This window comes from Novosphingobium sp. (assembly GCF_040079535.1).
GTDB lineage: Bacteria > Pseudomonadota > Alphaproteobacteria > Sphingomonadales > Sphingomonadaceae > Novosphingobium.
On sequence record NZ_JBEBKB010000009.1, the window covers coordinates 51,375 to 72,896 of the forward strand.

General features: G+C 60.2%; 16 protein-coding genes. 6 read left to right on the plus strand and 10 right to left on the minus strand.

Annotation, left to right across the window (positions count from 1 at the left end; translation table 11 throughout):
- Positions 1 to 47 precede the first annotated feature (47 nt).
- Both ABL914_RS04895 and ABL914_RS04900 read right to left on the minus strand, forming a co-directional pair.
- Positions 48 to 2,279 (minus strand): EAL domain-containing protein, encoded by a 2,232-nt coding sequence (locus ABL914_RS04895; RefSeq protein ID WP_391562043.1) that lies wholly within the window; start codon positions 2,277 to 2,279, stop codon positions 48 to 50.
- Between the two features lie 72 nt (positions 2,280 to 2,351).
- Positions 2,352 to 5,057, minus strand: coding sequence for an EAL domain-containing protein (locus tag ABL914_RS04900; RefSeq protein WP_391562044.1), 2,706 nt, complete (start codon positions 5,055 to 5,057; stop codon positions 2,352 to 2,354).
- A 161-nt stretch (positions 5,058 to 5,218) separates the two neighbouring features.
- Between ABL914_RS04900 and ABL914_RS04905 the strand changes: the two genes are divergently transcribed.
- From ABL914_RS04905 to ABL914_RS04925, 5 genes are all read left to right on the plus strand, one after another.
- Positions 5,219 to 6,916, plus strand: coding sequence for a PHA/PHB synthase family protein (locus tag ABL914_RS04905; protein ID WP_391562045.1), 1,698 nt, complete (start codon positions 5,219 to 5,221; stop codon positions 6,914 to 6,916).
- A gap of 15 nt (positions 6,917 to 6,931) precedes the next feature.
- On the plus strand, positions 6,932 to 7,765 hold the full coding sequence (locus tag ABL914_RS04910; RefSeq protein ID WP_391562046.1) for an alpha/beta fold hydrolase: 834 nt from the start codon (positions 6,932 to 6,934) through the stop codon (positions 7,763 to 7,765).
- 4 nt (positions 7,766 to 7,769) lie between these two features.
- Positions 7,770 to 9,080 (plus strand): FAD-dependent oxidoreductase, encoded by a 1,311-nt coding sequence (locus ABL914_RS04915; RefSeq protein ID WP_391562047.1) that lies wholly within the window; start codon positions 7,770 to 7,772, stop codon positions 9,078 to 9,080.
- A 116-nt stretch (positions 9,081 to 9,196) separates the two neighbouring features.
- On the plus strand, positions 9,197 to 10,948 hold the full coding sequence (locus ABL914_RS04920; protein WP_391562048.1) for an amidohydrolase family protein: 1,752 nt from the start codon (positions 9,197 to 9,199) through the stop codon (positions 10,946 to 10,948).
- A gap of 44 nt (positions 10,949 to 10,992) precedes the next feature.
- Positions 10,993 to 12,000 (plus strand): NAD(P)-dependent alcohol dehydrogenase, encoded by a 1,008-nt coding sequence (locus ABL914_RS04925; protein ID WP_391562067.1) that lies wholly within the window; start codon positions 10,993 to 10,995, stop codon positions 11,998 to 12,000.
- 37 nt (positions 12,001 to 12,037) lie between these two features.
- Here ABL914_RS04925 and ABL914_RS04930 read toward each other — a convergent pair whose 3' ends face one another.
- The 7 genes from ABL914_RS04930 to ABL914_RS04960 form a co-directional block, all read right to left on the minus strand.
- Complete coding sequence (locus tag ABL914_RS04930) at positions 12,038 to 13,126, minus strand: DUF2855 family protein (protein ID WP_391562049.1); 1,089 nt, start codon at positions 13,124 to 13,126, stop codon at positions 12,038 to 12,040.
- 19 nt (positions 13,127 to 13,145) lie between these two features.
- Complete coding sequence (locus ABL914_RS04935; protein ID WP_391562050.1) at positions 13,146 to 13,703, minus strand: YkgJ family cysteine cluster protein; 558 nt, start codon at positions 13,701 to 13,703, stop codon at positions 13,146 to 13,148.
- 51 nt (positions 13,704 to 13,754) lie between these two features.
- Positions 13,755 to 15,074: a tetratricopeptide repeat protein gene (locus tag ABL914_RS04940; protein ID WP_391562051.1), complete on the minus strand. Its 1,320-nt coding sequence runs from the start codon at positions 15,072 to 15,074 to the stop codon at positions 13,755 to 13,757.
- A gap of 88 nt (positions 15,075 to 15,162) precedes the next feature.
- Positions 15,163 to 16,281, minus strand: a complete 1,119-nt coding sequence (dnaN, locus tag ABL914_RS04945; protein WP_391562052.1) for a DNA polymerase III subunit beta — start codon at positions 16,279 to 16,281, stop codon at positions 15,163 to 15,165.
- A 178-nt stretch (positions 16,282 to 16,459) separates the two neighbouring features.
- A complete protein-coding gene (gene fabG / locus ABL914_RS04950; RefSeq protein ID WP_391562053.1) occupies positions 16,460 to 17,224 on the minus strand; it encodes a 3-oxoacyl-[acyl-carrier-protein] reductase in 765 nt (254 codons plus the stop codon).
- Between the two features lie 3 nt (positions 17,225 to 17,227).
- Positions 17,228 to 18,163: an ACP S-malonyltransferase gene (fabD, locus tag ABL914_RS04955; protein ID WP_391562054.1), complete on the minus strand. Its 936-nt coding sequence runs from the start codon at positions 18,161 to 18,163 to the stop codon at positions 17,228 to 17,230.
- Between the two features lie 27 nt (positions 18,164 to 18,190).
- Positions 18,191 to 19,015 (minus strand): LD-carboxypeptidase, encoded by an 825-nt coding sequence (locus ABL914_RS04960; protein WP_391562055.1) that lies wholly within the window; start codon positions 19,013 to 19,015, stop codon positions 18,191 to 18,193.
- Between the two features lie 52 nt (positions 19,016 to 19,067).
- Between ABL914_RS04960 and ABL914_RS04965 the strand changes: the two genes are divergently transcribed.
- Complete coding sequence (locus ABL914_RS04965; RefSeq protein WP_391562056.1) at positions 19,068 to 20,486, plus strand: glutamate ligase domain-containing protein; 1,419 nt, start codon at positions 19,068 to 19,070, stop codon at positions 20,484 to 20,486.
- Here ABL914_RS04965 and ABL914_RS04970 read toward each other — a convergent pair.
- Positions 20,483 to 21,433 carry a DUF808 domain-containing protein gene (locus ABL914_RS04970; RefSeq protein WP_391562057.1) on the minus strand — a complete coding sequence of 317 codons (951 nt, stop codon included), beginning with the start codon at positions 21,431 to 21,433 and terminating at the stop codon, positions 20,483 to 20,485. The genes ABL914_RS04965 and ABL914_RS04970 overlap by 4 nt on opposite strands.
- Positions 21,434 to 21,522: the final 89 nt, after the last annotated feature.

Genomic DNA, 21,522 nt, shown 5'->3' on the forward strand with positions numbered 1-21,522 from the left:
ACGCCTATGCGCGGGGGCGCGCATTGGCAAGCGTAAGGGCGCTGGGGCTAAGCGGCCTTGATCTTTGGCTTGATCGCTTCAGCCTGGCCAAATTTGGGCAAGCTCAACGCCATGCCCGGCTGCTGCATCAACTGCATCGGATATTGCCCGGTTGGCAATGCCCCCAGCGGCATCCCGGCCTGGGCCAGAACGTATGGCGATACCCGGTGCCGGGTGCACAGACCGCCGGCGCCATCATCAACCAGTTGCTGTTCAAATTCGAGGCCTTGTGTAGATCCGGCAGATCGGCGAACCCGCGCCACGGCCAATTGGCCTTCCCCAAAATCGACCACGAACGGGGTGCCTTCGGGCACATCCAGCAAGCCTTCAACCATGCAGCCCGAACGCGAAAGATTGCGCATCGTGGCTTCATAGCGGTGGTCTTCATGGATCAACCCAACCTTGCGCAGCACGGTGCGACGTTCCTGCCGATATTTGCTGGGGCCATCGGGTTCGATCACCCATTCGCCGCTGGCCAGAGCCTCGCAGACTTCGTCAAACGGAACCGCACTGGCATAAATGTAGCCCTGGATTTGCCCGACGCCAAGCTTCTGCATAGCTGCCAATTCGTCGTGGGCCTCGATCCCTTCGGCTGTGGTATCCATGTTCAGGGCTTTGGCCAGGCTGACAATCGCGGCGATAATCGCGCCGTTGCGATTGCCTTCCTGCGTCAGGCCGCGAATGAAGCTCTGATCAATCTTGATCTTGTCAAAGGGTGCATGCTGCAGATAGCTGAGTGAGGAATACCCGGTGCCGAAATCGTCCAGCGCAAGACGCACACCAAGCAGTTTGAGCGCGTTGAACATTTCCTTCGTTGCCTGGCTATCTCCAAGGAAGATCGATTCGGTCAATTCCAACTCGAGTCGTTCGGGCGGCAATCCGGAATGGGCAAGCGCCTGTGCAACCAGCGAAGCAAAGCCTGGATTGGAAAACTGCGAAGCAGACACATTCACTGCGACTTTCACCCCGCCGGGCAATTGCGAGGCCTCCTCGCAAGCGCGGCGCAGAGACCAGTCACCCAGCGCGCCGATCAGATTGGCTTCTTCAGCAATCGGGATAAACACTCCAGGCGATATCGGCCCGAGTTCAGGGTGATCCCAGCGTGCCAGCGTTTCGAGTGTGACCACTTTGTTTGTCTTGGTGTCGACAATCGGCTGATAGGCCAACCGCAGCTGATCGCTTTGCAGCGCATCGCGCAGATCTTCTTCGATCTGGCGACGACGTTCGGCTTCGGAATGCAGGTCGCTTGAATAGAACCGGAACTGCCCGCGTCCGCCGCCCTTGGAGGCATAAAGCGCAAGATCAGCCGAACGGACCAGTTCTTCAGAATTAATACCATCATACGGCGCAATCGCAATCCCGATCGAAGCACCAATTACGCAGCGGCTGCCTTCGATCTGGTAGGGCTGGCTAACCATGGTGATGATCGTCTTGGCAATTTCGCCCAGCCGCCCGCGATCATCGATATCGGGGATCATGATCTGGAATTCATCGCCGCCCAGCCGGCCAATCTCGCAGCCCTTGTCGGTGACGACGCGCTGCAACCGGCTGGCGACCTGCTTGAGCAGTTCATCCCCGGCTGGATGGCCCAACGTATCGTTGACCTGCTTGAACCGATCGAGATCGATCATCATGATCGCGCAGCAGCGCTTGGCAGATTGATATGCGATCAGCGTCGAATCCAGCCGCTTGCCCATTCGGTGCCGATTGGCAAGGCCGGTTAGCGAATCGTACTGGGCAAGCCTCGAGGCATCCTTATTGTTCTGGCGCTGCGCGGTAATATCTGTTCCGTTGCCGCGATAGCCGACAAAGCTGCCATCGCCGTCAAATTGGGGCCGCCCCGAAATCGACCACCAGATTTCGCCGCCATCAAGCGCAGCACGGACATTGAGATCCGAAAAGGTTTTGCGCGCCGACAAAATCAGCGGCAGGGTTCGTTCGTGCCCATCGTCCTCATCGCGCTCAAGAATGAACAGCGATTGGACCGGATTTCCGATTATCTCCGCACGCGGGCGGCCCAGGCATTCGGCAACGCAATCGGAAACGTAGGAAATGCGCCCTTCGTTGTCGCTCGCCCAGAACCAGCCCAGCCCGGACGATTCGTAATCGCGCAGCAGCAGAACGGCCTGCTTAAGCTCATCACCCGTCGGCAGAGGCGCGGCCTTCTGGACAGCACCAGATTTGCCGCCGCCCAGCAGGCCGCGAAGACGTGAGAATGAATTGGAACCGGCGTTAGACATGGCACCCTTTGCTTATTGCTCGGACGTACCCAACTATGGTTACGATTTGTCTAACCGGGGCCAGGCGCGCGATCATTGCAGGCCTCCAGCAGCTCTAATCAGCGTCGGTCTGGTGATAACAACCGGGGTGAGGATCGCAATCCGGCCCGCATCGTCCATGATAAGCGGCGCCGCAAATTCAATCCCCATCCGGTCTTCCTGGCACCAGCGGGCTGTTGCCGTAACCAGTTGGCCTTCAGACAGCATGATCCGGAAAATCGTGCCCGGTGGCACATTCCATAGCCCCTCCACCATCGCTCCCGTTGCGGAGATATTCCGAATGGTGCCGTGATATTGCTGGCCGCCGTTATCAAGCACCACCTTGCGCAGCATGGTGTGCCGTGATGCGCGTGCGGCCCTTGGTCCCTTGGCGATTGCGGTCAGGCCGGATTGCAGACGGGCGCAGGCGTCTTCAAAGCTTAGCGGCTTTTCATAGATGAAGCCCTGTACGTGACTGCATCCCAGCATCCGGACCAGATCAAGCTCGTCAAGCGTCTCAACCCCTTCCGCAGTGGTTTCCATACCCAGCGCTTCGGCCAGGCTGACGATCGAGGCAATGATTGCACCGTTGCGGCTGCCGGTTATCGTTGCCCCGCGGACAAAGCTTTGGTCAATCTTGATCTTGTCGAACGGCGCCTTCTTGAGGTAGCCGAGCGAGGAATAGCCGGTCCCGAAATCGTCCAGTGACAGACGCACGCCGACCCGTTTCAGCGCGGTGAACATTGCATCGGTGCCTTCGTCGTCGTTCAGGAACACGCTCTCGGTAATTTCAAGCTCAAGCCGGGCCGGATTGACCTGTGCCGCGGCCAGGGCATTGGTGATGATCGATGGCAGCGCCGGATTGGCGAATTGCAGCGGTGATACGTTGACGGCAACGCGCACCGATTCGGGCAAAAGCGCCAGATCATGGCAAGCCTTGCGCAGGGCCCATTCGCCAATCTGCGCAATCAGCCCCGAATCTTCCGCGATCGGGATGAATTTGGCCGGCGAAATCGGGCCGCGTGTGGGGTGCGTCCAGCGCAGCAGCGCTTCGAAACCGGTAATCCGCTCTGTCGATGTATGGACTACTGGTTGATAGAAAAGGTTGAGACTGCCCTGTACCAGCGCATCGCGCAGATCCTGCTCCAACTGGCGGCGCTCTTCGGCATCAGAGTGGAGATCGGCTGCATAAAAGTGGTGCCGCCCGCGCCCGCCATCCTTGGCCGCATAAAGCGCAAGATCGGCATTGCGGATCAGCGCTTCTGCCGTCACGCCATCTTCGGGAGAAAGCGCCACGCCCACTGATGCTCCGATAACCACCCGGTGGCCATCGATCGAATAGGGTTCTGACAGGGAATGAATCACACGCAGCGCAAGCCCGGCCAGATCATCGCGGCGGTGCCGGCCCGGCAAGACAACCTGAAATTCATCGCCGCCCAGGCGCCCAACCCGGCCATATTCACCCACCACCTGCTCCAGTCGCGTGGCCACCTGGGTCAGCAGGTTATCGCCAGCTGGATGGCCCATGGTATCGTTGACCTGCTTGAACCGATCCAGATCGAGCAGAAACACGGCGCAGGCCCGGTGTTCCAGATTTGGCGCAGCCAGGATCTTCTCAAGGGTCTGCGACATCTGCAGCCGGTTGGCCAGGCCGGTCAGCGAATCATAATGCGCCAGGCGCGTTGCGTTTTCTTCTGACCTGCGCTTTTCGGTTAGATCATGGCCCGATCCGCGAAAGCCCAGAAAATTGCCGAAATGATCATAGAGCGGCCGTCCGCTGATTGACCACCAACGTTCCTCTCCGCGCGTTGCCGCCCGCATTGCCAATTCGCCAAACGATGATCGCGCAGATAGGTGGAACGAAAGCGTACGTTCGTTTTCCAATCCTTGCGGGTCGGCATCAAACAATTCGGAAATCGGCCGACCAGAAAGAGTTTGGCTGTCGATCCCCAGCAGATCCCCGATCGGCGGTGACAAATAGACCAGCTGCCCGCGCCGATCGGTTTCCCAAAACCAGCCTTGCCCGGTTTGCTCGAAATCGTGGAGAATTTCTTCTGCCCTCAGCTGCGCCCGTTGGCGCTCGCGGTCTTTGCGTTCTGCCCGGCCATCAGCCCGTGCTTGCCGCACCGTGGTGTAAAGACCAACGCCTGCGCCAATTGCCAGAGCAATCAGGCTGCCGATCGAACCCGAAACCGATGCAACACCAAGCCACAGCGCGACCTGAGATGTGATAACACTGGCAATCCGCCGGTTCAAAATGATCGCGGCAAGTGAACCGACGATGATCAGAATCCCGATCGAATTTTCCCAATGCCCATGGGCCGTATTGGTCCAATTTGCGGCGCCAAGTCCGAACAACAGCATTGGCAAACCGACCATGCCAGTCATCAGCATCGACCGCCGCGAACTGTTGTCGAGCTTATCGCGCTCAAAGCGCGCAGCAACGCGGGTCAGTGCAGCAATCGTCGAGCCGGCAATCAGCAGGGCGAGCGTCAGGACACCGGGCAAAGCGCCAATCGCAAAGCCGATCAGCACCGTTGCAAGTGCAAAGATTGGCACCATCAATTGCCAGTTGGGCTCAATCAGATCCTTCAGCCCATCGCGCGCCGATCCGCGCCGCCGTGTTTTGGCCAGATTGTGGACATTGGAGCCCTTTCGATCACCCGAAGCCGGCACGACCGAGCTGGGCATGGGCCGGCGCGCGTCCTCAAGGGTCGCGTCAAACTGTTCCGCAAAGGCTATGGCCGGTTCGGCAGACATAGCCTTCCTATGCCATCAGAGCACTTGCGGAAGGGTTAAGTTTACCAAACCAACCACACAAAATGCTGGGATTTTTTCGCCAAAGCCATGGCTGCTTGCAATGATTTGTAGGCACGGGCATGCTTGCCTTGAAAATCAGGGCAAGCAATCGGGGTAGTGGCATGGGCAAAGGCGGAACGAGGCTCGAAAACGAAGCTGCGCAATCGACAACGGCCTTGGGGCCACTAGTCGGTCTGGCCCGCGAGGATTTCGTGGGCGCGGTTGCGCTGCTGCTGCGCGAAACTGCATCTGATCCATCGCGCACCGTCAAGCACATGACATCGTTTGGCGAAGACGTGGTCCAGATCCTGTCCGGCAAAAGCGAACTGGCCCCTGATCCCAAGGACAAACGCTTCAAGGACCCGGCCTGGCAGTATAATCCCTTCTTTCGCGCCGGTGCGCAGTATTACCTGGCAATCCAGAAAGGGATGAAAAGCTGGCTGGACGATCTGGAACTTGACGATCTGGAGCGCGACCGCGCCAATTTCATTTCCAACATCATCATCGATGGGCTGGCCCCGACCAACAGCCTGATGGGCAATCCCACGGCCCAAAAACGGGTTATCGATAGCGGCGGGTTGAGCCTGATCAAGGGACTGAAAAACGCCTACAACGACATGGCCCACAACGGCGGCATGGTTTCGATGGTAGACAAGACCCCGTTCAAATTGGGTGAGAATGTCGCCACCGCAAAAGGCAGCGTGGTGTACCGCGATGCCATGTTTGAACTGGTCCACTATGCCCCAACCACGGACCAGGTTTATGAGATTCCGCAACTGACAATTCCGCCGCAAATCAACAAGATGTATATCAATGATCTGTCGCCGGAAAAATCCGTGGTCAAGTGGCAGACTGATAATGGCATCCAGTGCTTCGTCATTTCGTGGAAGAACCCCACCAAGGAAGAAGGCGCTTGGGGGATGGACGAATACATCGCCTCGTGCATGAAAGCGGTGGACGTTGTCTGCGAAATTACCGGCGCGCCCACGATCAACATTTCATCGGCCTGTTCGGGCGGGCAGACCGGGTCAATTCTGGCCAGCAAGATGGCCGCCGCGGGAGACAAACGGCTGGGCGCGCTGACCTATATGGTTACCGTGCTGCACCCCCAGCAGAACGATATCGAAGCCGGGTCCCTAATGACCGCCAATGGCCTGGAACTGGCCAAGAAGCGCGCCGCGAAGGCCGGGATAATCAAAGGCAACGATCTGGCCCGCGGGTTCGCCTGGCTGCGGCCCAACGATCTGATCTGGAACTATGTGATCAACAACTACCTGATGGGTGATGATCCCCCGGCGTTCGATGTATTGTTCTGGAATGCCGATGCCACCAATCTTTCGGCCAGCCTGATGGGCGATTTCTTGCATCTGTTTGAAACGCTGGCGTTCACCAAGCAGGGTGAGGTTGAAATGGCCGGGCATCAAATCGATCTCAGCAAGGTGAAGAGCGATCTGTTTATCCTGGGTGGAACCACCGATCACATCACCCCGTGGCGAGCTTGCTATCGTTCTACCCAGCTGTTCGGATCGAAGGATATCACCTTCGTACTAAGCCAGGCGGGCCACATGCAGGCAATCCTCAACCCGCCGGGCAATCCCAAAGCCAAATATTATGTGTCGAAAAAGCCGGGCGATCCGCCTGCGAACGTTGACGAATGGCTGCAAGGGACCGAGGAAGTAGCCGGAAGCTGGTGGCCGTATTGGATGACGTGGCTGCAAGCACGGGCGGGCAAGCAGGTGTCAGCACCCAAGGCTTTGGGCAGCAAGAAACACCCGCCGATGGAAAAGGCGCCCGGCCTTTACGTTCTAGAACAGTCCTGAGGGGGCAAAATCAGCGTGAGCCAGGAGATTACAGCCGAATTCTCGATGGAACAAGTTGGCGGGCGCAGCTTGCGCGTCGCGCGCTGGCGCTGGGATATTCCATCCAAGCACCTGCCGATCCTGTTCTTCAATGGTATTGGGGCCAATATCGAAGCGGTCGCACCGCTGGCCGAGGCCTTGACCGATCGCCCGTTCATCATGTTCGATATGCCCGGTGTTGGCGGCAGCCCTGAACCGCTGGTGCCCTACAATCCCTTCACGATGAGCTGGACCGCCAACGAACTGCTCAAACGCTTCGATGCCCCGCAGGTCGATGTGATGGGTATTTCGTGGGGCGGCGCGATGGCGCAGCATTTTACCCTGCAGCATGGCGATCACGTGCGCCGGCTGGTGCTGGCCGCAACCACGGCAGGCATGATCATGGTTCCGGGCAATCCCGCCGCGCTGACCAAGATGGCCAACCCGCGCCGCTATGTTGATGCGGCGTTCATGGAAGAGCATTTCCGCACGCTTTACGGCGGCCTGACCGGCGGCAAAGCAGAGCATATCAGCCGCCTGACCCCGCCCACCCCGCGTGGATATATGTATCAGCTGCTGTGCATGATGGGCTGGACGAGTGTCCCGGCGCTGCCGTTCCTGAAAAAGGAAACACTGATCATGATGGGTGAGGATGATCAGATCGTGCCACTGATCAATGGCCGAATGCTGGAAAGCCTGATCCCCAACAGCCGGCTGGAGATATTTGAGCAAGGCGGACACTTGTTCATGCTGACCCACCGCGAACAGACGATTTCCTCGCTCCGCGGGTTTCTTGATGCGCCAGAGCGCAAGGACAAGAAGGCGGCCTGATTCAATGCGCCATATCGCGATCATCGGTTCAGGACCCGCAGGATACTACACGGCCGAGGCCGCGCAAAAGCTTTGGGGCGAGGACGTGCGGGTCGATATTTTCGATATGCTGCCCGTGCCCTATGGCCTGATCAGGACCGGAGTGGCACCCGACCATCAATCGATCAAAGGCGTGTCCAAGCGGTACGAAAGCACCGCCAGCCTTGAGAATGTGCGCTTTGTTGGCAATGTCATGATCGGCGAAGATATCAGCGTGGCCGAATTGCAGGGGCTCTACGATGCTGTTGTCCTTGCCACTGGCGCGCCCAATGATCGGCCCGCTGGAATACCCGGTGAAGGTCTGGAAAACGTCTTCGGCAGCGCCGCGTTCGTCGGCTGGTACAATGGCCATCCGCAATTTGCCAAGCTGGCTCCCAATCTTGCCGGCAAGCATGCGGTGGTGATCGGCAACGGCAATGTGGCGCTTGATGTGGCCCGGATCCTGACCAAGACTGCGGCCGAATTTTCTGGCTCGGACATCGTTGGCCATGCGTTCCACGCGCTGGAAAAATCACATATCGAGCATGTTACGATCCTGGGCCGGCGCGGGCCGCACCAGATTGCGATGACACCCAAGGAACTGGGCGAACTGGGCCACCTGGTCCGCGCCTGCCCGCGGGTTGATCCGGCCGATCTGCCCGAAGAACAGGAAGACCTGTTTCTTGAGCCGGGCCAGCGCAAATCGGTTACCCATTTGCGCAGCTATGCGGCGATCCCTGAAGAGTTCAGATGTGACAAGCCGGTTGAGATCGAATTCGATTTCTTTGCAAGTCCCAAGGCGATCCTGGGTGAAAACGGCGTAACCGGGATTGAGGTAGAGCGCACCCAGATCGACGCGGATGGCCGGGCCAGCGGAACGGGGGAAACCTATGTGGTAAAAGCCGATCTGGTAATCACCGCTATCGGCTATAAATCAAGCCCGATCCCAGGCGTCCCGTTTGAAGAGAGCGCCGGGCGTTTCGCCAATGACGAAGGCCGGATCCTGCCGGGCCTTTATTGCGTGGGCTGGGCCCGGCGCGGGCCATCGGGAACGATCGGCACCAACCGCCCGGATGGCTTCAGCGTCGTCGAAAAGATTGCCGAGGACATCGGCGGAGGCACCGGCAAACTTGGCCGCGCCGGGTTCGACAAGCTGGCTGAGGACCGTAAGCTTGAAGTGGTTACTTTTCGCGACTGGAAGAAGATCGAAGAAGCCGAATCAGCCCGCGCGCGTGATGGCTCCCCGCGCGAGAAGTTCGTCGATGTGGACGATATGATCAAGGCGCGGGGGAACTGATGTCATTCCGGATCATATTTGGGACGACGAGTAGCTCTTGCCCCCACCCCCAGACCATGATTTAATCGCTCGGTTAATGCAGCGCTCGAGAGAGTCGCCGCAACGGGAGAGAACCGATGGCAACTTACGATCTGATCATCCGCAATGGCACCATCGTTGATGGCACTGGCGAAGCGCGGTTTACCGGCGATGTTGCCGTAAAGGACGGGCTGATCGCCGCCGTTGGCACGGTACACGGCGACGCAACCCAGGAAATCGACGCATCAGGCAAGATCGTCGCCCCGGGCTGGGTCGATGTCCACACCCATTATGACGGCCAGGCCACCTGGGACGCGGAAATGGCGCCATCCAGCTGGCACGGTGTAACCACCGTCGTCATGGGCAATTGCGGGGTAGGCTTTGCCCCCGCCGCACCCGATCGGCACAAGTGGCTGATCGAGCTGATGGAAGGGGTTGAGGATATCCCCGGCACCGCTCTGGCTGAGGGGATGAAGTGGAACTGGGAGACTTTCCCCGAATACCTCGATACATTGGAAGAAATGCCGCGCACCGTGGATGTTGGAACCCACGTGCCGCACGGCGCGGTGCGCGCCTATGTGCTGGGTGATCGCGAACGGCCGGGCGCCGTTCCCACCGCCGATGATATCGCCAAAATGGCAGACATCGTGGAGGAAGGCGTTCGCGCCGGGGCGCTCGGCTTTTCGACCAGCCGCACCGTGCTGCACCGTTCAATCGACGGCGAAGTGGTGCCCGGCACTACCGCAACCAAGGAAGAGCTGATCGAAATCGGCCGGGCGATGGGCCGCGCTGGGCATGGCGTCTTCGAAATGGCCAGCGACATGCGCCGCGAATGGGACGAGTTTGGCTGGATGGGCGCGCTCAGCCGCGAAACCGGCCTGCCCTGCACCTTTGCTGCACTGCAATCGATCGCAAAGGAGCAGCCGCTGGACGAGCAGATCGCCAACATGCGGGCCGAGAACGACAACGGCGCCAATATCGTCGCCCAGATCGCACTGCGCGGCAATGGCATCGTGATGGCCTGGCAGGGCACCGTTCACCCGTTCCGGCTAAAGCCCAGCTATATGGCGATTGCCGAACTGCCGTGGGAAGAACAGAAGGCCAAGCTGCTCGATCCGGCGTTCAAGGCCACACTGCTGGCCGAAGCCAGTGACTATTCGCAGGTCAATCAGGATATCATCGGCCTGATCATGGTGGTTTGCGGCGGCTGGACCATGCAGTTCGAAATGGGGCCGGAATTCAACTATGAACCCCAGGCTGATGAAAGTATTGCCGCACGCGCTGCGGCGGCCGGCAAATCGGCGGACGAATATGCCTATGATCTGCTGTGCGAAGGCGGCGGCAAGGGCTTCATCTATCTGCCGATCCTGAACTACGCCGATGGCAATCTCGATTTCCTCGAAGCGCTGCAAAACAGCGACGATTGCGTTAATTCGCTGAGCGATGGCGGGGCCCACTGCGGCACGATCTGCGATGCTGCCAGCCCAACCTTCATGCTCCAGCACTGGGTGCGTGATCGCACACGCGGCACGATCACTCTTGAAAACGCTGTGAAGCGCCAGTGCAATGATACCGCACGGCTTTATGGCCTGCATGATCGCGGTGTGCTTGCTCCGGGTTATCTGGCCGATATCAACGTGATCGATCTGGATGCAGTCAAGCTGGGCAAGCCGTGGCTGGCGTTTGATCTGCCGGCCGGCGGCAAGCGGCTGTTGCAGCGCGCCGAGGGGTATGACTGCACTATCAAGGGCGGCGTGGTGACATTCAGGGACGGCACCTGGACCGGCGCCACTCCTGGGGGCCTGATCCGCGGGCCGCAGATGGCGGCGATGCTGGAAGCGGCTGAATAATCCGTAGCAAAATTCTGATTTGATTGAAGGAAACTGCTTTGACCATCCGCTGCATCCGCGTCGGCTCGCCCGCCACGCTCGATACCCTGCTGCCTGCCACGGCTGAAGATCCCGGCCAGCCCGGTCCGGGCCAGATCCGGGTCAAGCTGACTGCCAGCTCGCTCAACTATCACGATTTCGCGGTGGTCAGCGGGATGTTGCCGACAGCGGCGGGCCGCATCCCGATGTCTGACGGGGCCGGAATGGTTGAAGCCGTCGGCGCAGGGGTAACCCAGTTCAAGCCCGGCGATCTGGTGGTATCCACCTTCTTCCCCGAATGGATCGACGGTGCGCCGCCTGCTGCCGCGTTCACCGGTGTGCCGGGAGACGGTATTGATGGCTATGCCGTGCAGGCCGTGGTCAAGCCAGAGCACTGGTTCACCCGCGTTCCCGTTGGTTACAGCGCCGCTGAAGCCGCTACGCTGACTTGCGCCGGGCTGACCGCATGGCGTGCGCTGTTCGTTGATGATGCAATCAAACCGGGCGATACCGTGCTGATTCAAGGCAGCGGCGGGGTTTCGGTGTTTGCGCTGCAAATGGCCAAGGCAGCCGGGGCGCGAGTGATCGCCACTTCAAGCTCGGATGAGAAGCTGTCCAAGCTCAAAGAGCTCGGCGCGGATGAGCTGATCAATTACAAGGAAGTCCCTGCCTGGGGAATGAAGGTGCTGGAACTGACCGGCGGCACGGGCGTGGACTGCGTGGTTGAAATCGGCGGAGCAGGTACGCTTGATCAATCGATGATGGCCACCCGGGTTGGCGGGCATGTGGCGCTGATCGGGGTGCTGGCCGGATTTGCCGGGCCGGTCCAGACCGCGCTGCTGATGGCGAAAAATCTTCGCGTGCAGGGTCTTACCGTGGGCAGCCGTGCCCAGCAACTGGCTATGATCAAGGGGATCGAGGCGAACGGAATCAAGCCGGTGATTTCCGATCACTTCCCGCTGGAAAATCTTGCCGATGCATTCCGCCACCAGGCCACCAACGCGCACTTCGGCAAGATCGTGGTCGATATCTAGAGCACTCATCGTCCCGGGCTAACCCCGGGACGATGCGTTATGGCCGGATCACGATCCCTATTGCAGGATCGGCTTTGCCCTCAGCCGTCGCGACAAAGGCCTCTGCCGCCGCTTCCAGTCCGCTGCGCTGGTCCACCGTCACAGCCCCGCCGGCTTCGCTGATGAAGCGTATCCAGCTGGCCGCCACGGCCGCCCCAAAGGCCTTGGGCCCCAATTCCTGAATTGCGGCAACCGCATGATGCGGCGCGAAGAACAGCACCGGCACGGGGCCCGGCAGAGGGCCCGGCAGAGGGCCGTTCGCCTGCCCGAAACCCGCCCCGACGTGGGTCGCGCCAACCGTGCAAGAGTACTTCAGGTTCTCACCCAGCGCAGTGTGAACTGCGTGGATCAGCCCTGCATTGCCCGCAAAATCGACCAGCACCGAAGGCAACTGCGACAGATCGGCAACCTGATCGTATGACAGCACAAGATCGTAGAACCCCCCGGCCCGAACGAAATCGACATTGCCGGCAGAGGTTAGCCCGATCCGCTGCACGTGTGGAGATTTGTCGCGCGCGACGCTGGCCAAGGCCATCGCGGTTTTCGAAGAGGCGCTGGTGCAGATCAGCGCTTCGGCCCCAAACCAGGTTTCGGCCCGCATGAAGCTTTCGATCAGGAACCCGGTCTTGAACAACGGCCCGAAAATCATTCGCTCGCCCTCACGCGCAGGATCATGTTCTGGATCCGCTGCAAGGCGTGAATACTGATTGTAGATCACGCTCATCGGCTGGCGGTGCGCTGCGGCATCGATGAAACCGCCGGGTGAGACACCATCGGGCAGCACATCCAGGGTCTCGGCCATTGGCAAATAGCCATAGACCCGCTCTCCCGCGGCAATGTCTGGATGCTGCGATTCAATCACCACCGCATGCCCCCACATCGGCACCACGCCCCATGCGCCTTCGCCGGGAAAAAAGTTCCAATAGCCAAACGCATCGCCCGCCACAGCATAAGTCACGTTGTTGGCGGTGACTGAGAAGCTTTCGATCCCCAGCCGCACTTCGCCATCACCAAGCGGCAGTTGCGGCACATCGATCACACGGGTTTCGGTAATCGCATCACGCTTCACCTGAACAGTCCGGCTCATATTCATTCCCTTTGCAAAATCAGTTCAGTGGCACCGAAGCGCCGCCATCGGCCATCTGCGGATCGTCTTTTAGGACCTTGGCAGCGCCCCAGCTGCCATCGGGCCGCTTGCCGGTGACGACGACTTCGTCTTCACCCACAAAGCCCAGCTCAACCTCGCGATCAGGCAGCATGGCGATCACCCTTTTTCCGACCGTTACCAGCACTTGCCGGTTTTGCTGGAAGGCCAGTACGGCCATGGCCTTGATCTCGGCATGCCACGGCGCTTCGCGCCACCGGTTCGGTGCGCCGGGATCGACGGTGAAGTTGATACGAAAGCCCATCTCGCTGACCACCACGATCCGTGATTTGGCTGGCAGCCAGTGATCTGGCACCGCATCCCAGATCAGATAGCCGCACATAAAATCCCGGCACCGCTGGGGCCGGGTTTCATAGATACCGCAGCCCTTGCCGGTCACGCAGTGGCGGCACCAACTGCCCTTATCGCTTTCGGTTTCAGGGATCTTGAGCAGCTTGCAGCACAGCGTACACGAGCCGCATTCGCGGCCCTTAATTGTTGCTGAAGGCTCCTCGCTCATCGCAAGGCAGGTAACCGGCAGCAAGGATGATGGCAAGCGGGGCGGGTGCGCCTATCGCCCCAGCGCGTCCTTGATCGTGGGGCTGGCCAGCGTATCAATCGCATCCTGATTGCCTTGCGCTGCCGCAGCCTTGAGCAGTCGCTCACCTTCAGACTTGTTGATCGTCACGCCGAAGCCTCCGGTGATCCTGAAGGTTCCCCAATAGGCCTGCGCCTGCGCATCGCCGCGCTCAGCACCGAGCTGAAGATAGCGCAGGCCTGCTGGAATATCCTCAGGCACACCCTGCCCCAGCAATAGCGCGGCGCCGACCACCCCGAGTGCCTGCGGATTGCCGGCATCCGCAGCTTTGCGCATCCACTGCCAGCCGCTGGCCTGGTCTTGAGGGACGCCCAAGCCCATTCCCAGCAGCTGACCATAGAGCATCATACCGGCCGGATGGCCCGCTTCTGCAGCCTTGCGGGCATAGCCGGCACCGCCTGCCGGGTCCTTGGGCCCGCCGCGGCCGGATGCCATCATCCGGCCCAGCTCAGTCTGCGCCAACGGATGGCCGCGATCTGCAGCTAGTTTGCTGTAATGTCTGGCCTTGGCAAAATCGGCCGCAGTGCCAACGCCCAGATCATAGACAACCGTGCCAAGCGCAAGCTGCGCAAACAGAAAGCCGGCGTCTGCCGCCTTGACCAGTCCTGCCACCTTGGCCGGTTGCGGGCGATCCGATTTGATATCCAAGGTCCACAAGGCATGAAGCCCTGCGCCATAGGCATTGCCCTGCGCGGCAGCTTTGGCGACCTGGGCAATGCCCTGCGCCTGATCGGCTGCCCCGCCAACGCCTTGGTAAAGCATATAGCCATATTGCGCCTGGGCATCGGGATTGCCGGCCTGCGCGGCCACGCCAAACCAGCGCTGCGCGGCTACATCATCGCGCTTTACACCGCCATATCCAGTCCAATAGATCCGGGCGAGATCGAAGGCGCTTTGGGCATTTCCGGCCTTGGCCTCACGCTCGAGCCGAGCCAACACCTGCGCGGGCGTTTCCTTGATCTGGACAATCAGAGTGTGCCGGGCGACAACCGATTGCGGGCCTCCTGGCAAAGGCTCAGTCCCATGGGCACCCAGAAAGCCATCCAGGGCCGTGACGCCGCCAGACGATCCGCCCGATGAACTGCCGCTGCTGCGCGAACTGGATCGCTGGCTGGCCAGGCCCGCCTGAAACGAACGATCCGCCTGCGCGCGATCATTTGCGGCATCTTGTGCCTGCATCCGCGCCATCGTTGCCTGGCGATTGGCTTCATCGGTCCATTGATCGGCATTTGCCGTCTGCGCCATGAACAAGCAGCTTCCAGCCGCCAGCGCAGCCGCGATGTTTCGTTTCATCACTGAAATTCTCCCAACAGCGCGCGCTTGCGGCTGAATTACAGGAGCGGCCTGCCAAGCGATTGTAAAAACGCGACGAAGCGCGCCGTTACACCCGCATCGGCATCAGCACGTAGAGTGCCGGGCTTTTGTCATCCTTGCGGATCAATGTCGGTGCGCCGGCATCTGCCAGATGCAGTTCCACCGTATCGCCATCAATCTGGCCAAGGATATCCTTGAGGTAGTTGGCGTTGAAGCCAATCTCAAACCCTGCCGCCTTATAGTCAGCCGGAACCTCTTCCGCGGCAGTGCCATTGTCGGGCGATGTGACCGATAGCGTAACCTTGTCTGGCTCCAAAGACATCTTGACCGCGCGGGTTTTCTCGGTGGCGATGGTGGCCACGCGGTCAACCCCTTCCCAGAAGCTTTTGGGATCGATCTTGAGAATCTTGTCATTGCCGGTGGGAATGACCCGGCTGTAATCGGGGAAGGTTCCGTCAATCAATTTGCTGGTCAGCACCACGCCGTTTTCCCCGCCCAGTGTAAACCGGACCTTGCTGGCCGAAAGATCGATCAGCACGCTGGTATCCAGCGCTTCCTCAAGCAGCTTGCGCAGTTCGGCCACGCATTTGCGCGGCACGATCACATCGGGCATGCCGTCTGCGCCATCGGGCTTGGCAATCGTATAGCGGGCCAGGCGATGGCCATCGGTGGCTGCAGCACGCAATTCATCATCGTTGACGTGCAGGAAGATGCCATTGAGATAATAGCGGGTTTCTTCTGTGCTGATCGCAAACCGGGTCCGGTCAATCAACTGGGCCAGCGTGGCTGCGGGCAGTTCGAAGCTGGTTGGCAGATCACCTTCGGCAATCATCGGAAAATCATCACGCGGCAGGGTTGGCAGGCTGAACCGGCTGCGCCCAGCCTTCACAGTCATCCGGTTGTCCGAGGCATCCAGGCTGACCTGGCTGCCATCGGGCAGCTTGCGGGCGATATCGAACAACAAGTGCGCTGAAACGGTGATTGATCCCGGACTATCGACCGACACCGCCCCAAGGTTTTCCACGACTTGCAGATCAAGATCTGTAGCCATTACACGCAAGGTGCCATCGCTCGATGCCTCAATCAGCACGTTCGAAAGGATCGGAATGGTGTTGCGGCGTTCAACAACTGACTGGACGTGCGACAGGCACTTCAGCAGCGTCGCGCGTTCGATTGTAGCCTTCATGATCTGCTTGTATCCCCCTAGGGCGTGCAGGCGTGAATCGTGCAGCGCGCCGTCAGTTTCGGACCATCTTCTCTAACGCCGCAGGCCTGCGCGGCAAGGTTGGATGCGGTCAAATGCGGCGAATCTGGGGATAAATGTGCGGGTTACCCCGCATTGCTGTCGCCATCGCGCAAGTCGTTCAGGAAAGCATCGCCATCCCGCCGTTGACGTGCAGCGTTTGCCCGGTGATGTAGCCCGCCTCTTTGCTGGCAAGATAGGCCACCGCAGCACCGATATCCTCGCCCTCACCCATCCGGCCCATCGGGATCCTGGCGTTCAAGGCTTCCTTCTGGCCATCGGGCAGGCCATCGGTCATCGCAGTGCGGATAAAGCCGGGGGCAACGCAGTTGACCGTGATGCCGCGACTGGCGACTTCCTGGCCCAGCGATTTTGACATGCCGACCAATCCGGCCTTCGCCGCAGCGTAATTGACCTGGCCGGGATTTCCGGTCGCGCCGACAACGCTGGTGACCGATATGATCCGCCCGTGCCGCGCCTTCATCATCGGCTTGCAGGCCGCACGCATCAACCGAAACGCAGCTTCAAGGTTGATCCTGATCACGGCATCCCATTCATCGTCTTTCATCCGCATCGCCAGATTATCCCTGGTAATTCCGGCATTGTTGATCAGGATATCGATCTTGCCCAGCGTATCGACCGTGGCCGGAACCAGATGCTCCACCTGTTCGCTGTTCGAAAGATCGCAGGTGATTTCAACGTGATCGTGCCCGTAGGTGTCGTTCAGCTCTTCACGAAAGCTGCGCAGCTTGCCCGGATTGGTGCCAGATAGCGCCAGCCGCGCGCCCTGCCGGGCCAGGGCATGGCTGATCGCAGAGCCAATCCCCCCGGCGGCGCCGGTTACAAGCGCAGTCATTCCGGTAAGGTCAAAAAGGCGGTGTTCCATGACTTAAAGCTCCTTCGCCAGTGCCTCGATGTCAGCCATCGTCACCGTACTGATCACATTTACTTCACTCGCCGTGCGCCCGATCATCGGGCCCAGCACTTTGCCGCCCAGTTCCACGAAGCTCTCCACCCCGGCGGCCTGCATCGCGATCACGCTTTCACGCCAACGGACCCTGCCGGTGACTTGCTCGACCAGCAAGCGCTGGATTTCGGCCGGATCGCTGACCGGACTAGCAGTAACATTGGCGAAAACCGGGACGATCAGCGCGCCGGGCGGGGTTTTGCCAAGCGCCTCGGCCATGGCATCGGCCGCTGGCTGCATCAGCGGGCAGTGGAACGGGGCGGAGACCGGCAGCAGCACACCGCGCTTGATCTCAAAGTCCTTGACCAAGGCAATCGCGCGCTCAATCGCGGCCCTATGGCCCGAAAGCACGACTTGCCCGGGATCGTTATCATTGGCGACGGTGCAAATTTCGCCCTCCGCCGCAGCATCGGCCAGCGCCTGGGCCTTGGCCAGATCAGCCCCCAGCAGCGCGCACATCGCGCCCAGGCCAACCGGCACTGCGGCCTGCATCGCCTGTCCGCGCAGCTTCAGCAGCCGGGCCGTATCCGCCAACGAAATGGCCCCCGCAGCACACAGCGCGGTATATTCGCCCAGACTGTGCCCGGCCACAAAATCGCTCTTCTCAGCAAGGCTGATACCGCCCTCCTGTTCCAGCACCCGCAGCACTGCGATAGCATGGGCCATGATCGCCGGCTGGGCATTTTCGGTCAGCGTCAGCGCATCATCCGGCCCTTCGGCCATGATCGCTGAAAGCTTCTGCCCCAGCGCGTCGTCGACTTCCTGAAACACCTCACGCGCGGCGGCACTGGCGGCGGATAGCTCAACTCCCATGCCCACCTTCTGGCTGCCTTGCCCAGGAAAAACGAATGCTCTCATCAACTTTCTCCAATCCGGCGGGCGCGGTTATTTGCCTGCGGCGCCGCCTGCAACCCCAAAGGGAACAATCTTGTTGTCAATATCATGGCCCACATCGGCCCGGCCCAGATAGGGGATGGCATGGCGCGCACACCAATGACGAGCGATCGCTTCTTCATCGTGAAGGAACGGCGCGTCATTTTCAGGAACCATATTTACCCGGCCCAGCCGCAAGCCTGCTACTGCGCCCAGGTGCGCGGTGATGTGGAAAAACAGTCGGTCAATCGCATAGTGATATTCTGCAACCTCCTCAACCATCACCACATGCCCGGCCAATCCAGGCATCAGCGGTGTGCCGCACAGCATCGCCAGTGTCATAAGGTTAAAAGCAACGGTGGGATGCTGGTCAAGCGAAGGCTCCAGCCCGCCACGCTCTCCTGCCAACCAGCCCAGCGTGCGGCGAACGGCGGCATCCCCGCCTTCGCGGCGGATATCGGTGGGCATCGGGGCATGAACCTGGCGCCCGATCTTGTTGGCATAAAGCCCGCCCAGGATCATGCCCCCATCGGAATAGCCCAAAAACGTCTTGCGATCCGCTTCGCGCCCCATCCGGGCAATCGCATCTTCCGCCACGCGCGCCGCACCATATCCGCCGCGCGCAAACCATACGGCATCAAATTGAGGGTCGTTGGCGCATTCGGCCAAAGCATCGACCCGCGCGGAATCACTGCCCGCAAAGTGGCCCTGCTCAAGAAAGCACTGCGGATGAAAATGCAGATCCAGTCCAGGGAATTCATCGGCCAGCGCAATGACGCGCACGGCATCCTGTTCTACGATAGGCCGTGATGGGGCGCAGATGGCGATCCGAAGCATGGTTCTTCCTAACCCGGTTGCGCTGGCAAGCAAGGGCGCATACCGCAGGGGCATGACCGACCTTACTTCACACCCATGGTTCTTCTGCGGCATCGGCGGATCGGGCATGCTGCCGCTGGCCCTGATCCTCAAAGGTGCCGGGGCCGAAGTGGCCGGATCGGACCGCAGCCGCGACCAGGGCCGCACACCTGAAAAATTCAGCTGGCTGGAAAGCCTGGGCTTCACGCTGTTTCCGCAGGATGGCAGCGGGGTTCATTCTGCAAACCAGGCACTGATCGCATCGGCGGCGGTTGAGGATACCGTGCCAGAAATGGTTCGTGCCCGCGATTTGGGCTGCCCCAGGATGAGCCGGGCGGAATTGCTGGCGCGTCTGTTCAATGCAGCCGGAACCCGCATCGCGCTAGGCGGAACCAGCGGCAAGAGCACGGTCACCGGGATGGCCGGGTGGATCATGGATCAGGCCGGGCGAGATCCTACAATCATGAACGGCGCGGTAATGAAAAATTACGTCCACGCCGATGCCCCATTCGCCAGCGCGCGGGTTGGGGCGGCAAGTTCGGGGGGCGGCACATTCGTTTCCGAAGTCGATGAAAGCGATGGCTCTATCGCGCTATACAACCCTACCGTGGCGGCGTTGCTCAACGTCAGCCTTGACCACAAAAGCATGGAAGAACTGCGCGAATTATTTGGCGATTTCCTGGCCCGGGCTGATTGTGCTGTGGTCAATTTTGATGATCCCGAAGCCGCTGAACTGGCACCTATGGCCCGGTGCCTGATCAGCTTTGCAATAGATCACTCCGAAGCGATGATCGCCGTGCGCGCAGGCTCGATCAACGAAGGGCCGACCAGCCTGATCGCAACAATCGAGGATCGCCGCGATTGCAGTGCGGCAGAACTCAATCTCAAGCTCCCGGGCCGCCATAATCTGGCCAATGCTCTGGCAGCGATTGCCGCCTGCAATGCGGCCGGAGTGCCGGTGGCCGAAGCGGTCCACGCACTTTCCAGCTTCGCTGGCCTCGCCCGCCGGTTCGATATCGTCGGCACCAGCGCAGCCGGCGTAACTGTGATCGACGATTTCGGTCACAATCCCGAAAAGTGCGCCGCAACCCTTAAGACTCTGAAGGCCCACCCCGGCCGGGTGATCGCCTTTTTCCAGCCGCATGGCTATGGCCCGCTGCGGCAGATGGGCCACGAACTGGCCGAAACGTTTGCCCGTGAACTGGGCCCTGACGACCTGACGATCCTGTGCGATCCAGTCTATTTCGGCGGCACGGTTGATCGCAGCGAAGGCAGCGAACGGATCGTTCGCCTGATCGGTGAACATGGCGGCAAGGCCGAATACGTCCCCTCACGCGAAGATTGCGGGGCCCGGATTGCCGCGGTTGCCCAGCCCGGAGACCGGATCGTCATCATGGGCGCGCGTGACGATACGCTCTCACTTTTCGCCAAGGATTTGCTGGCTGAGGTTTAAGCTTCAGCCCCGGTTTCAACCTTCAGGACCTTGTGCAGCAGCAGCGCGATCACGGTACCAAGCGCCAGGCCGGCCACGCCTGAGAGCACGGCGTTGGTCAGCCAGCCCAGTATCCCGCTGAGCGCGCCGGTGGCATTTTCGACGGCGTGCTGGACAGAATGTACCACTGACAAAGGACCATGCAGGCCCAATTCATGCATTCCGTGGATCACGATCTGGCCGCCAACCCACAGCATTGCCGCGGTGCCCACCACGGATAGCAACGCCAGCAGCCGCGGCATGGCGTGAAGCAATCCCCGGCCAATCGCTTTGGCCGCAGCGGTGCTGCGCTTTTCCACCAAGTGCAACCCGATATCGTCCATCTTCACGATCAGCGCGACTGTACCGTAAACGGCAATGGTGATCACCACCGCCACCAGCGCAAGCGCCAGCGCCTGGCTGAGCAGCGGCTTGTCAGCGACCGAAGCGAGTGCGATCGCCATTATTTCGGCCGAGAGGATAAAATCAGTGCGAACCGCGCCGCTCACCCTTTCACGCTCAAACTCTGCCATATCGGAAATCGGATCGGCCAGCGTTTCACCGTGGTGCTCGCCGCCAAACTTTTCCATCACCTTTTCGGCGCCTTCATAACACAGATACAGACCGCCCAGCATCAACAGCGGAGTGATCGCCCAAGGCAGGAACTGGCTGAGCAGAAGCGCCGCTGGAAGCAGAATCAAGAGCTTGTTCTTGAGGCTGCCCTTTGTGATCTGCCAGATTATCGGCAATTCCCGATCAGGCGTAAATTCCGTGACATAGCTGGGAGTGACGGCGGCATCATCAATCACCACACCGGCCGCCTTAGTGCCGGCCTTGGCCGCAGCCACGCCAACATCGTCAATCGTTGCAGCGGCCGCCTTGGCAATTACCGAGATATCGTCAAGCAGGGCAACAAGACCTGTAGGCATGGAACGCAAACTCCCAGTTCAATCGGGGCACAATCGGGCTCTGCCGGATCCCTCCGGGCAGGCCAAATCACCAGTTGGCGCATTGCAGC

Coding starts and splice junctions, on each gene's coding strand:
- fabG (WP_391562053.1), bottom strand. CDS start 17,224: ATGGAACACCGCCTTTTTGACCTTACCGGAATGACTGCGCTTGTAACC.
- fabD (WP_391562054.1), bottom strand. CDS start 18,163: ATGAGAGCATTCGTTTTTCCTGGGCAAGGCAGCCAGAAGGTGGGCATG.
- ABL914_RS04895 (WP_391562043.1), bottom strand. CDS start 2,279: ATGTCTAACGCCGGTTCCAATTCATTCTCACGTCTTCGCGGCCTGCTG.
- ABL914_RS04900 (WP_391562044.1), bottom strand. CDS start 5,057: ATGTCTGCCGAACCGGCCATAGCCTTTGCGGAACAGTTTGACGCGACC.
- ABL914_RS04915 (WP_391562047.1), top strand. CDS start 7,770: ATGCGCCATATCGCGATCATCGGTTCAGGACCCGCAGGATACTACACG.
- ABL914_RS04905 (WP_391562045.1), top strand. CDS start 5,219: ATGGGCAAAGGCGGAACGAGGCTCGAAAACGAAGCTGCGCAATCGACA.
- ABL914_RS04930 (WP_391562049.1), bottom strand. CDS start 13,126: ATGAGCCGGACTGTTCAGGTGAAGCGTGATGCGATTACCGAAACCCGT.
- ABL914_RS04970 (WP_391562057.1), bottom strand. CDS start 21,433: ATGCCTACAGGTCTTGTTGCCCTGCTTGACGATATCTCGGTAATTGCC.
- ABL914_RS04920 (WP_391562048.1), top strand. CDS start 9,197: ATGGCAACTTACGATCTGATCATCCGCAATGGCACCATCGTTGATGGC.
- dnaN (WP_391562052.1), bottom strand. CDS start 16,281: ATGAAGGCTACAATCGAACGCGCGACGCTGCTGAAGTGCCTGTCGCAC.
- ABL914_RS04965 (WP_391562056.1), top strand. CDS start 19,068: ATGACCGACCTTACTTCACACCCATGGTTCTTCTGCGGCATCGGCGGA.
- ABL914_RS04960 (WP_391562055.1), bottom strand. CDS start 19,015: ATGCTTCGGATCGCCATCTGCGCCCCATCACGGCCTATCGTAGAACAG.
- ABL914_RS04935 (WP_391562050.1), bottom strand. CDS start 13,703: ATGAGCGAGGAGCCTTCAGCAACAATTAAGGGCCGCGAATGCGGCTCG.
- ABL914_RS04940 (WP_391562051.1), bottom strand. CDS start 15,074: ATGAAACGAAACATCGCGGCTGCGCTGGCGGCTGGAAGCTGCTTGTTC.